At 73.1% G+C, this 12,227-nt stretch carries 10 protein-coding genes and 2 pseudogenes; 7 read left to right on the forward strand and 5 right to left on the reverse strand.

The features are described from left to right. Both ACFF45_RS10255 and ACFF45_RS10260 read left to right on the forward strand, forming a co-directional pair. Positions 1–297, forward strand: a pseudogene (locus ACFF45_RS10255) (hypothetical protein); the annotation flags it as partial. Positions 298–369: 72 nt separating this feature from the next. After that, on the forward strand, positions 370–642 hold the full coding sequence (locus ACFF45_RS10260) for a hypothetical protein (protein WP_381344876.1): 273 nt from the start codon (positions 370–372) through the stop codon (positions 640–642). A gap of 728 nt (positions 643–1,370) precedes the next feature. On the opposite strand, the gene ACFF45_RS10265 is transcribed toward ACFF45_RS10260, so the two are convergent. After that, positions 1,371–2,084, reverse strand: coding sequence for a chaplin (locus ACFF45_RS10265; protein WP_381344878.1), 714 nt, complete (start codon positions 2,082–2,084; stop codon positions 1,371–1,373). Positions 2,085–2,573: 489 nt separating this feature from the next. Here ACFF45_RS10265 and rlmN point away from each other — a divergent pair, with 489 nt between their 5' ends. The 5 genes from rlmN to ACFF45_RS10290 all read left to right on the forward strand — a co-directional run bounded on the left by rlmN (position 2,574) and on the right by ACFF45_RS10290 (position 8,476). Beyond that, positions 2,574–3,680 carry a dual-specificity RNA methyltransferase RlmN gene (rlmN, locus tag ACFF45_RS10270; protein ID WP_381344881.1) on the forward strand — a complete coding sequence of 369 codons (1,107 nt, stop codon included), beginning with the start codon at positions 2,574–2,576 and terminating at the stop codon, positions 3,678–3,680. 230 nt (positions 3,681–3,910) lie between these two features. After that, positions 3,911–4,993 carry a thiamine ABC transporter substrate-binding protein gene (locus tag ACFF45_RS10275; RefSeq protein WP_381344884.1) on the forward strand — a complete coding sequence of 361 codons (1,083 nt, stop codon included), beginning with the start codon at positions 3,911–3,913 and terminating at the stop codon, positions 4,991–4,993. Continuing rightward, entirely contained in the window at positions 4,969–6,633 is a 1,665-nt protein-coding gene (locus tag ACFF45_RS10280; protein ID WP_381344887.1) for an ABC transporter permease, read from the forward strand. The genes ACFF45_RS10275 and ACFF45_RS10280 overlap by 25 nt, the downstream gene beginning before the upstream one ends. After that, entirely contained in the window at positions 6,633–7,655 is a 1,023-nt protein-coding gene (locus ACFF45_RS10285; RefSeq protein WP_381344889.1) for an ABC transporter ATP-binding protein, read from the forward strand. Before ACFF45_RS10280 ends, ACFF45_RS10285 begins: the two co-directional genes overlap by 1 nt. A gap of 23 nt (positions 7,656–7,678) precedes the next feature. Further along, entirely contained in the window at positions 7,679–8,476 is a 798-nt protein-coding gene (locus ACFF45_RS10290; protein ID WP_381344892.1) for a maleylpyruvate isomerase family mycothiol-dependent enzyme, read from the forward strand. Positions 8,477–8,779: 303 nt separating this feature from the next. On the opposite strand, the gene ACFF45_RS10295 is transcribed toward ACFF45_RS10290, so the two are convergent. The 4 genes and pseudogenes from ACFF45_RS10295 to ACFF45_RS10310 form a co-directional block, all read right to left on the reverse strand. After that, complete coding sequence (locus tag ACFF45_RS10295) at positions 8,780–9,490, reverse strand: LAETG motif-containing sortase-dependent surface protein (RefSeq protein WP_381344895.1); 711 nt, start codon at positions 9,488–9,490, stop codon at positions 8,780–8,782. A 422-nt stretch (positions 9,491–9,912) separates the two neighbouring features. Then, positions 9,913–10,608, reverse strand: a complete 696-nt coding sequence (locus ACFF45_RS10300) for a helix-turn-helix transcriptional regulator (RefSeq protein WP_381344897.1) — start codon at positions 10,606–10,608, stop codon at positions 9,913–9,915. 314 nt (positions 10,609–10,922) lie between these two features. Beyond that, entirely contained in the window at positions 10,923–11,330 is a 408-nt protein-coding gene (locus tag ACFF45_RS10305) for a VOC family protein (RefSeq protein ID WP_381344900.1), read from the reverse strand. Between the two features lie 193 nt (positions 11,331–11,523). Further along, positions 11,524–12,227: pseudogene (locus ACFF45_RS10310) on the reverse strand (hypothetical protein); the annotation flags it as partial.

Consider the following 12,227-nt stretch of genomic DNA (forward strand, 5'->3'; position numbering starts at 1 on the left):
CAGGCCGCTCTTCCGCAGCCGGTCCACGCCGCCCCGCCGCAGCAACCGCAGGTCGTGCCACAGGTCATGCCACAGGTCATGCCGCAAGTCGCCCCGCAGGTGGCCGTGCCCCAGGCCTTCGGCCCGGAGCCCCCGATGCAAGTCGCCCCGCAGCTGAACCCGCAGATCAACCCACAGGTGAACCCGATCGTCAGCCCGCTCGTCGCACCGCCCAGCGCACCCGAGTTGTCGCCGGTCGGCCTCGGGCAGATCGCGGCACCTCCCGTCGGCCAACTGGGACTTCCCCGTCTGGGCTGACGGCCGTCGCTCCCCCCCGCCACACCAAGTCCATCTGTCGCATCCCCCATCCGCTCGACAAACGGAGTAGCAATGCGCAAGTTTCACAAGGCCGTCCTCGTAGGCGCCGTCCTCGGCAGCGTCGGCTCTCTCGGGGGCAACGCCGCCGTCGCTGACGATCTGGGCAACGACCTGGAGATCACGCAGGGCATCGAGTGCCGCTCGCACGACATGAACATCGAGCTGATCGGCAGCGTCGGCGCCCTCACCGGGCTGGCAGGGAACCTGCTGAACGGCGAGGGGAACCCGGGAGCGCAGCAGAGCCACCTCGGTTCGGACATGGGCTGCAACAGCCAGGCGCTCTGACCACGGCTCGTCCCGACCCGCACAGATCACGTCACGTCAGCGGCCGCCGGAAGGCGGCCGCTGACGCGTGTCGCCACCGAACCGCGTCGGCGCCCGGACCGGTGATCCGCGCGTCGGCCGGTTCGCGCATCCGCAGCCCTGGGCGCGGTGGCGCGGCCGGATACCGCCAGGGCCGTCGGACGAGCCTCACCACCTCGCCCCGGCGACGACCCGTAGGGCGCCCGCAACCGGAGCGGGTCGTCGTCCGTCCGGGGCAGCGGTGCGACCGTGGGGACCCTTCAGACAGGCCGTCGCGCACAGGGCGGTCTCCGGATCCTGCGTGATCGCGAACGCTTCCACCGGTCCCCGAGCGCCCCGTCACCCTCTGCCGAAGACATGGGGTGCCGCGTGAGGGCGGTCGGCCGGCCACCGGGGCGGGATCTGGAGTCCGGGACCCAAAGGTGCCCAGGACACGTCTGGGCACCGGGAGAACGTGCCACTTTCTCCCGGTGCCCAGTGTCTTGAGGAACACGTCATGGCGACGAGGCCGCGCCCCGGGGCACACGTGACGAGCCACGGCACCTCAGCGGGACGGCGACTTCGAGGCGACGACAGAGCGGAAGCCACCGTCCTGACGCTCTGGACGCGACGGTGACGGTGGCCCGGCCCGGCAGGAGCTGATCGAGATCAGCCTGCGGTTCTCCTTCGGCGACCGAGATCAGACCCGGTGCGCCCGCACGGCGTCCGGGTCAGCGGTCCACGCCCGGGCGGAAGCGGCGGAACAGGATGGTGCCCGCGACGAGGAACGCGGCGCTGCCGGCGACGGCGGAGGCCGTCAGGTCCGCTCCGGTGTGGGCCAGCTGGGGCGCCGCCACGTGAGGGCCGGGCTGAGCCGGGACGAGGGCCGGCGGCTTCGGGGCCATGGGCTTCGGCGCCGGAGTGCTCGGAGCGCTGGGCGCCGGGATGGTCGGGGTGGTGGTCTTCGGGGGCTGGCCGGGCTGGTCGCCGGGGCCGTTGACCGACTGGTTCCCGATGGCCGGATTGCCCAGGCCGACCACGGTGACACTGTTCCCGGAGACGTTCACCGGCAGGTCCACCGGGAGCTGGATGCCGTTGCCGGAGATCAGCCCGGGCGAATCCGTGGCCAGCCCTTGCGCCGACGCCCCGCCGGACACGGACGACGCCGCGCTGTCCTTCGGTCCGGTGCTGTCCTGCGACCCGGCTGCCTTCGCCGCGCCCTTGTTGGCACAGGCGTTGCCGGCGGACGGGTTGAGCAGCCCCACGACGTTCACCGTGTTGCCGCAGATGTTCACCGGCACGTGCACAGGGATCTGGATGGTATTGCCGGAGGCCACCCCGGGCGAGCCGACCGCCGCTCCCTCGGCGCTGCTTCCGTCGGCCGCGAGGGCGGACATCGGGAACGCCATGGCCATCGCGCCGGACGCGGCGGCGACGACGAACACGCTGTTTCGGGTAACCCGTTTCATAGGTTTAGTTACCTTCCTGACACTGTCGCGGGCACTCACCCGCACTCATAAAACGCGGGTGCACCATCAGGGTTATGGGTGCCGTCTTCGCGGCCACCCTTGGGCACCAGCCCGCAGGCTTCGCTGCCGACCGGCAGGAGCCCGGTGAGGGCTGCCCCGGAGGCGGAGCAGGGCCGCCCCGGACCAGGTTCCGGAGGGTCCGGATTCGTCTCCTTTCCCCGGGGCCGGCTCTCACCGGCGCGGCGTGGGAGCCTTGGTCCGGGCGCAGGACGCCCGAGAGGACGCGCGCGGTAGTGGACGCCGAACAGCGCGTGAGCGGCGATTGCGCGTGCCGGCGCGGTGCGCGCCCGCCCGCGCGGGCGTCCGACCGTTTCCGGTGCCCGTGGCCAGCCGGGACCAGGGGCGGTCACCGTGCACGGCTCGCGGCCCGGGCCATCCGAGTGGATCTGCGACACTGGTACCACCATGCCCAAGCCCGGAGAACTCACTTTCGTCGCCCCCCGCGGAGCCAAGAAGCCGCCGCGGCACCTTGCCGACCTCACGCCCGCCGAGCGCCGGGAGGCCGTCGCCGAGATCGGTGAGAAGCCGTTCCGCGCCAAGCAGCTCTCGCAGCACTACTTCGCGCGGTACGCGCACGACCCGCAGCAGTGGACCGACATTCCCGCCGCGGCGCGGGGCAGGCTGCGGGAGGCCCTGCTCCCGGAGCTGATGACCGTCGTGCGGCATCTGTCGACGGACCAGGGCACCACCCGCAAGACGCTGTGGCGGCTGTTCGACGGGACGCTCGTGGAGTCGGTGCTGATGCGCTACCCGGACCGGGTGACCATGTGCATCAGCTCGCAGGCGGGCTGCGGGATGAACTGCCCCTTCTGCGCCACCGGGCAGGCCGGGCTCGACCGCAACCTCTCCACCGCCGAGATCGTCCACCAGATCGTGGACGGCATGCGCGCGCTGCGCGACGGCGAGGTGCCCGGAGGGCCCGCGCGGCTGTCCAACATCGTCTTCATGGGCATGGGCGAGCCCCTGGCCAACTACAAGCGGGTCGTCGGCGCCATCCGCGCGCTCACCGACCCGGAGCCGGACGGGCTCGGGCTGTCGCAGCGCGGCATCACCGTCTCCACGGTCGGCCTGGTGCCGGCGATCCACCGCTTCTCCGACGAGGGCTTCACGTGCCGGCTGGCCATCTCGCTGCACGCCCCCGACGACGAGCTGCGCGACACCCTCGTGCCGGTCAACACCCGCTGGAAGGTGCGTGAGGTGCTCGACGCCGGGTTCGAGTACGCCGCGAGGTCCGGGCGGCGGCTGTCCATCGAGTACGCGCTGATCCGGGACATCAACGACCAGGCCTGGCGCGGAGACCGGCTCGGGCGGCTGCTCAAGGGCAAGTCCGTGCACGTCAACCTCATCCCGCTGAACCCGACGCCCGGATCCCGGTGGACCGCGTCCCGGCCGGCGGACGAGAAGGCGTTCGTCGAGGCCATCGCCGCGCACGGTGTGCCGGTGACGATCCGGGACACCCGTGGTCAGGAGATCGACGGGGCGTGCGGTCAGCTCGCGGCCACCGAGCGGTAGTCTGGCGTCGTACACATCTTCATATTCATTTGCATATTCCGGCAGGGGAGCGCCACAGCGCTGAGAGTGCGGCAGCCATGACCACGTGGCGGGCCGCAGACCCTCTGAACCTCGCCCAGGTCATTCTGGGTAGGGAGATCGGTCGTCACTCGAGCTGTTGCGCCCTGCCCGGGAACCCCTGATGTCCCGGGCAGGGCCGCGTCTCTTCCTGGTCACCCAGGAGGACATCAGTGAGCACCACCAAGCAGTTCACCGCCGTCGTCGTCGGGCTGGGCCTGGTCACGCTGTCCGCGTGCGGGACCGGCGATTCCGGCGGCGAGGGGTCCGGGGACGCCAGAACCGTCACCCTCGTGAGCCACGACTCGTGGGTCGTGTCCGACGGCGTGATCGCCGACTTCGAGAAGCAGTCCGGCTACCAGGTCGAGGTCCTCAAGGACGGCGACGCCGGCCAGGCCGTCAACAAGGCGATCCTGACCAAGGACAACCCGCAGGGCGATGTCCTCTTCGGCGTCGACAACACCCTGCTCTCCCGCGCGCTCGACAACGGCCTGTTCCAGCCGTACCAGGCGAAGGACGCCGGCCAGGTCGAGCCCGAGTACCGGGCCGACCAGGAACAGCACCGGGTCACCGCCGTCGACACCGGCGACATCTGCGTCAACTACGACAAGGCCTACTTCAGCGAGCGGCGGCTGGACCCGCCGAAGAGCCTCGCCGACCTGGTCAAGCCCGCCTACAAGAACCTGCTGGTCACCGAGAACGCCGCCACCTCCTCGCCCGGCCTCGGCTTCCTGCTCGGCACCGCCGCGAAGTACGGGGACGACGGCTGGCCGGAGTACTGGGAGAAGCTCAAGGCCAACGGCGTGAAGGTGGTCGACGGCTGGGAGCAGGCCTACAACGAGGAGTTCTCCGGATCGGCGGGCGGAAAGAAGGCGGGCGGTGACCGGCCGCTGGTGGTGTCGTACGCCTCCTCGCCGCCGGCCGAGGTCGTCTTCGCCGACCCGAGGCCGAAGACCGCCCCGACCGGCGTGGCCACCGGCACCTGCTTCCGGCAGGTCGAGTACGCCGGGCTGCTGAGCAACGCGCGCAACCCGCAGGGCGGCAAGGCGCTGCTCGACTTCCTGGTCAGCAAGCGGTTCCAGGAGGACATGCCGCTGAACATGTTCGTCTACCCGGTGCGCGAGGACGCCCGGGTGCCCGCGGAGTTCGCGCAGTACGGCCCGCAGGCCGCCGATCCGGAGACCCTGGACCCGGCGAAGATCGCCGAGAACCGTGACGAGTGGGTCAAGTCGTGGACGTCGCTCGTACTCAGGTAGCGTCCAGGGCGCGCGGCAACGCGGCGCGGCTCGGGCTCCTCGCCCTGCCCGCCGCGTTCTTCGCCGTCTTCTTCGCCTACCCCGTCGCCGCGATCGTCGGCCGAGGGCTGAAGGCCGACGGGGCCTGGCGGTTCGGGCGGCTGGCCGAGGTCCTGACCCAGTCCGACATCCGGCACGTCCTGTGGTTCACCACCTGGCAGGCGCTGGTCTCCACCGTGCTGACGCTGCTGGTGGCGCTGCCGGGCGCCTATGTGTTCGCCCGGTTCTCCTTCCCCGGCAAGCAGGTGCTGCGGGCGGTCGTCACCGTGCCGTTCGTGCTGCCGACGGTGGTGGTCGGTACGGCGTTCCTGGCGCTGGTCGGGCGCGGCGGACTGCTGGACGGCCTGTGGGGCGTACGGCTGGACACCACCGTGTGGGCGATCCTGCTCGCGCACGTCTTCTTCAACTACGCCGTCGTCGTACGGACCGTCGGCGGGCTCTGGGCGCAGCTCGACCCGCGGCAGGAGGAGGCGGCGCGGATGCTGGGGGCCTCCCGCCTCACCGCCTGGCGGACCGTCACGCTGCCCGCGCTCGGACCGGCCGTCGCCGCCGCCGCGCTGATGGTCTTCCTGTTCACCTTCACCTCCTTCGGCGTGGTGCAGATCCTGGGCGGGCCGGCCTTCTCCACCCTGGAGGTGGAGATCTACCGGCAGACGACGGAGGTCTTCGACCTCACCACGGCCGCGGTGCTGACGCTGGTCCAGTTCGCCGCCGTCGGCGCGGTGCTCGCCGTGCACGCCTGGACCGTACGGCGGCGGGAGACCGCGCTGCGACTGGTGGACGCCTCCGTGACCGCGCGCCGGCCGCGCGGCGCCGGGCAGTGGGCGCTGCTGGCCGGTGTGCTGGTCACCGTCGCGCTGCTGCTGGTGCTGCCGCCGGCCGTGCTGGTGCAGCGGTCCCTCGACGCTCCCGACTTCGGCTACTACCGGGCGCTGACCAGCGAGGACGGCGGCACCTTCCTGGTGGCGCCGATCGCCGCGGTCGGCAACTCGCTGGCGTACGCGGTCGTCGCCACCGCGATCGCCGTGCTCGTCGGCGGACTCGCCGCCGTGGCGCTGACCCGGCGGGACGCGGGACGGTTCGTGCGCGGGTTCGACGCGCTGCTGATGCTGCCGCTGGGGGTGTCCGCGGTGACGGTCGGGTTCGGCTTCCTGATCGCGCTCGACGAGCCGCCGCTGGACCTGCGCGCCTCGTGGATCCTGGTGCCGCTGGCGCAGGCCCTGGTCGGGGTGCCGTTCGTGGTGCGGACCATGCTGCCGGTGCTGCGCGCGGTCGACGTGCGGCTGCGCGAGGCGGCGGCGGTGCTCGGGGCGTCGCCCTGGCGAGCCTGGCGCGAGGTGGATCTGCCGCTGGTACGGCGGGCGCTGCTGGTCGCGGCCGGGTTCGCCTTCGCGGTGTCGCTGGGGGAGTTCGGGGCGACCGTGTTCATCGCACGGCCGGACCGTCCGACGCTGCCGGTCGCCGTGGCCCGGCTGCTGGGGCGGCCCGGTGATCTCAACTACGGGCAGGCGATGGCCCTGTCGACGATTCTGATGGTGGTGTGCGCGGTGGCGCTGCTGGTGCTGGAGCGGTTGCGGACCGACCGGACGGGGGAGTTCTGATGCTGCTCGGTCTGTGCCGGGCGACCGTGCGGTTCGGTGGCCGGCCGGTGCTCGACGGGGTCGATCTGGAGGTCGCCGAGCACGAGGTGGTGTGCGTGCTCGGACCCAGCGGCAGCGGCAAGTCGACGCTGCTGCGGGCGGTGGCCGGGTTGCAGCCGCTGGACTCCGGACGGGTGCTGCTCGGCGGGCGCGACCAGGCCGGGGTGCCCGCGCACCGGCGGGGCGTCGGGCTGATGTTCCAGGACCATCAGCTGTTCCCGCAGCGCGACGTGGGCGGCAACGTGGCCTTCGGGCTGCGGATGCACGGGGTGAACCGCCGCGAACGGGACGCCCGCGTAGGAGAGTTGCTGGAGCTGGTCGGGCTGCCGGGCGCCGCGCGCCGGGCGGTCGCCGCGCTCTCCGGCGGGGAGCAGCAGCGGGTGGCGCTGGCCCGGGCACTGGCGCCGCGGCCCCGGCTGCTGATGCTGGACGAGCCGCTCGGGCAGCTGGACCGGTCGCTGCGGGAACGGCTCGTCGTGGAACTGCGGGAGCTGTTCGGCCGGCTGGGGACGACGGTGCTCGCGGTGACGCACGACCAGGGCGAGGCGTTCGCGCTGGCCGACCGGGTGGTGGTGATGCGGGACGGGCGGATCGCGCAGTCCGGGACGCCGCTGGAGGTGTGGCAGCGGCCCGCCGACGCGTTCGTGGCGCGCTTCCTGGGCTTCGAGAACGTGACCGCCGCGACGGTCGGCGGACAGGTCGCGGACACGGCATGGGGCAAGCTGCCGGTTCCCAAGGGCGCGGCCCGGGGCACGGGCACCGTCCTCGTCCGGCCCGCCGGTGTGCGCCTGGTCGCGGCGGACGCCGGGCTGCGGTGCACGGTGGCCGCGCGGACGTTCAAGGGCACCCATGTCGCCGTCCGTCTGCAACCCGAGGGCGGCGCACCGCGGTTGGAGGCGGCGTGTGCCCTGCGGGCGGCGCCGGAGGTGGGGCAGACGGTGGGTGTCGAGTTCGACGCGGCGGAAATCGTGGTGCTCGGCTGAACCGGCGCTCGTAGGGTACGGGCATGACGCGACTCGCGCATGCCCGCTGCTGCGACGAGATAGCCCTCCAGGTGGAGCAGTTGAAAGCGGTGGTGACCTCGGGCGCCGATCTGTCGGCCACCGTGCCGACCTGCCCCGACTGGACCCTGGAACAGCTCGTGCGGCACACGGGCGGCGCGCTGCGCTGGGCCGGGCTGCTGGTGCGCACCCGGGCGCAGGAGAGCGTCCCGGTGGACCAGGTGCCGGACGGGCGGGGGCCGGCGGTCCGCGGGGACGCGGCGGCACTGGGCGCCTGGCTGGCCGACTCCGGGAAGCTGCTGGTTGGCGCGCTGCGGGAGGCGGGGCCGGACGCCGGGGTGTGGAGCTGGGCCGGCGTTCCGGACGCCGGGTTCTGGGCCCGCCGGATGACCCACGAGATCACCGTGCACCGCGCCGACGCCGCGCTGGCCGCGGGGCACCCCTACGAGGTCGCGGGCGAGGTGGCCGCGGACGCGATCGACGAGTGGCTGGACATCGTCCGGTTCGTCCAGCGGACGGCGCCGCACGAGGCGGCGCGGGAGCTGCGCGGGTCCGGCAGCAGCATCCATCTGCACGCCACGGACGCCGGGCCGGAGCTGAACGCCGAGTGGATCGTGGAGCTGACCGAGGAGGGGGTCGCCTGGCGGCGCGGGCACGAGAAGGCGACGGTGGCGCTGCGCGGACCGCTCACCTCGGTCCTGCTGGCGTTCTACCGGCGGCTGCCGCTGGACGGTGCCGGGGTGGAGGTCCTGGGGGAGCGGGAGTTGCTCGAGTTCTGGCTGGAGCGGGCGACGTTCGGCTGAGCGGCCGCGGTGAGCCGCGAGGCCGGCTGACGTGCGGCGGGTGGCCCACGCGCGCTGTGACGTACGGCGGATGTTCGCCCACGGCGTGGCGTGCGGCGGGTGGCCCACGCGCGCGGTGAGACACGGCGGGCGGCCACCGCGCTGTGACGTGTGGCGGGTGGCCCACGCGTGCTGGGACGTACGGCTGGTGCCCGCCCACGGCGTGGCGTGCGGCGGGTGGCCCGCCCCTGACGTCCCGTACGGCGGATGGCCCGCCCCCGGTGAGAGGACGGGCCATCCGCCGTGCGCTTCCTGGACGGCAGGTCAGCGGCCGTTGCCCGTCCCGCGGCGGCGCAGGCCGAAGAAGACCGCGCCGCCGCCCACGACGACCAGGGCGGCCGCGATGCCGGCGATCAGGCCGGTGTGGGAGTCGGCGCCGGTCTCGGCGAGGCCGGCCTCGCCCACCGCGGGCGACGGGGCGTTGCCCGCGGTGGGCGCGGGCGGGACGCTGCCGTCCGCGGACACCGACGGCGCCGGCGTCGGGGTGCCGGACCCGGCCGGGGCCGAGGGGGTGGCCGGGGGAGCCGTTTCGGACGGGGCCGGGGCCGACGGGGCCGGGGCCTGGGTGTCCCCGGTGGTGCAGGCGGTGGCCGGGGTCAGCAGGTTCGGCTCGATGTCCGCGTCGACCTGGTCGCCGGCCTTGACGTGGACGCGGTACGTCGCGTGGGGCTTCCAGTCCTCGGCGAAGGTGATCGTGACACCTTCGCGCGAGCCCCTGACATCCTGGGCGCCGACGACGCGCTCGTCGGCGCCCTTGTTCTCCAGATAGACCGTCACGGTCGCCGGGGTGCCGGACGGGTCCTCGGCGGTGACCGTGATGACGCCCTGGGCGCCGTCGCACTCCGCCGCGGCGGAGAACTCACCGATGTGGCAGGCGAGCGCGTTGCCCGCGACGCCGAGAGCGAGCGCCGCGGAGGCGGCGGTGACACCGAGGATGCGCACGGAACGACGCGCGGTACGGCGAGTTATGGACACGTTTGTCCTTCAAGTGAAGTGCAAGTGCGGGGGGTTGTGGGGAGGACGGGGCGCCGGTGACGGCCGGGGTCCGTCGTCCCCCGGGAGGCTCACAGGTTTATAAGCGCTCCCGCAGCAGTGTCAATCGCCGTGTCTGGCGTGGCAGTTGACTTTGCCCGGTTATTAACCGCCGAGAAGTTTCGACGCGTCCCGGCCTCCTCGATCCCACCGGCCAGGCCGTGGAAGATCTCCCGCACGGTGCCCGCGGCGCCCGGCAGGAACACCGCCCCGGCGGTGCAGGGGGCCGTCCTGGCGCGTGGCGTTGGCGAGTACCTGGACCAGGCGTGGGACGGTGCGTCCGGGGTGCTCTCGTACCCCCGCGCCAGGCCCCGAAGAGATCGTCGGGCGTGTACACGAAGCCGCGGTACGGGCCGGGGGCGGGCTCAGGCCGACTGCTCGGTCATCGACCGGAGCAGGACCAGCTTGTCCTCGTCGGGAGTGCCGGGGGCGGGGTGGAAAGCGACGAGCATCATGCCGTCGGTTCCGGTGATGTGCAGTTTCTCCCGGCTGAGGGTGACGTCCCCGATCTGCGGATGCCGGAAGCACACGGTCGCGCTGCCACGGGGACGTACGTCGTGCCGGGCCCAGAGCCGTTGGAAGAGGGGACTGGCGAGGGAGAGTTCCCCGACGAGTTCGATGCAGCGCGGGTCGTCCGTGTCCGGGCCGACTGCCTCGCGGAAGCCGGCCAGCAGCGCTGCCGCGGCCCCCTCCCAGTCGGCGAACAGGCTCTGTTCGCCGGGGTCGAGGAACACGTCCCGCAGCCGGTTGCCCCCCGTCACCAGGCGTGGCGAGAGGGCGGTGGCGAGCGGGTTGGCGGCGAGGACGTCGAGATGGCGCCCCTCGACGAAGGCGGGAACGGGCAGCAGTGACAGGAAGCGCGCCGTGCCGGGCGGAACCGTTTCCCGTCGTCGGCGCCGGGCCCGGCGAGGACGGTCGGCGGCCAGGCTGCACAGATAGGACCTGGTGTCGTCGTCAAGGCGCAGGACGCCGGCGAGGGACTCGAGTACGTGCAAGGACGGGCGGCGGTCCCGGCCGCGTTCCAGGCGCAGGTAGCAGTCGGCGCTGATGCCGGCCAGCATGGCCACTTCCTCACGCCGCAGCCCCCGGTACCCGGCGCACGCCCACGACAGGGATGCCCGCCTCCTCCGGGGAGACGAGCTCGCGCCGGGCTCGCAGAAACTCTCCCAGCAGGTTCGGCTGTTCGCTCATGCCTTCACGCTATGCCGACCCCCGCCCGTGTGAGGGGGTCCTGCCACTCCCCTGGACGCACAGGGAACTGGCTCGGCAGGCCGGCCGGCCCAAAGATCGAAGCATCACGGTCCACGAGAAAGGCAGTGGGCGGCGTGGGCGGGTGGCGCGCAGCGCACCCGCCCACGCCAGGGGCGCGGGCCGCTCAGCCCTGAACGGCCGCCGGGTCCATCCACACGACCTCCCAGGTGTGGCCGTCCAGGTCGTCGAAGGCGCGGCCGTACATGAAGCCGTGGTCCTGGGTCTCGCCGGAGGCGGTGCCGCCGGCGGCGATCGCCCTGTCCACCAGTTCGTCGACCTTCTCGCGGCTCTCCGCGCTCAGACAGAGCAGCACCTCGCTGGTCTTCGTCGCGTCGGCGATCTCCTTCTTCGTGAACTGGCCGTACTTCTCCCTGGTGAGCAGCATGGCCACGATCGTGTCGCTGATCACGACCGAGGCGGCGGTCTCGTCGCTGAACTGGGCGTTGATCGAGTAGCCGAGTTCCGTGAAGAACCTCTTCGCGGCGTCGAGGTCGTTCACGGGCAGGTTCACGAAGATCATCTGCTGGTACATCTGCGGTCTCTCCCGTCGGTGGCGTGCCGTTCGGGAGGGTAGACGCGGGGGCGGCGCGGAACTCATCGCCGTGCGCGGACTTTTCTCGTACGGGTTTCCGCAGGCGTTTCGGCGGGTCGGCGTCTCAGCGGGTCGGCGTCTCAGCGGGTCGGCGTCTCAGCGGGTCGGCGTCTCAGCTCGGCGGATCGGCGTCTCAGCGGGTCAGCGGCTGCGCGGCGAGCGCGGCGACGATCACGGTCAGCGGGGCGAACACGGCGACCAGGGTGGCGGCGCGCAGGACGGCGGCGGCGCGCAGCATGACCGCGGGGGCGCCGAGGCGCCGCAGGGCCGCGGTGGTGTCGGCGCGGGCGTGCTTGGCCTCGACGGCGGCGGTGAGCAGGGTGGCCAGGGTGCAGCCGGCGACGAGCAGCGCGCCGAGCGTGGTCAGGGGGCCGAAGGTGGGGCCGTCGGGATTCTGCAGGGCGGCCGTGGCGTAGGCGGCGGAGGCGACGCCGCAGACGATGCCCAGCGGGCGGCCGATGCGGGCGGACTCCTCCATCAGCACGCGGCCGGCCAGCAGGCGCAGGGCACCGGGGCGGGCGGTCTGCAGGAGGCGGCCGCACAGGTGGGTCAGGCCGGGGCCGGCGAGGGCGAGGCCGAGGGCGGTGAGCAGCCAGCCGAGGAGCACCCCGAGGGGTCCGCTGGTGAGGCCGCGGGGCATGTCGGCGGTGGCCGTGGTGTGTCCGGCGTACGCCTCCACGGCGAGGCCGGCGGCGAGCGTGCTGATGCCCCAGGGCAGGGCCGCGGTGGGGTGGGGGTCCCGGCCGGCCGTTGCGCTGACGCCGGGCGCGGCCGCGAGGGGATCGGCCGGGGCGTGCGCCCCGCCGTCCACGCCCGCCCCCGCCCCCGCCGCCGCGC

The organism is Streptomyces cinereospinus (assembly GCF_042430725.1).
Lineage (GTDB): Bacteria > Actinomycetota > Actinomycetes > Streptomycetales > Streptomycetaceae > Streptomyces > Streptomyces cinereospinus.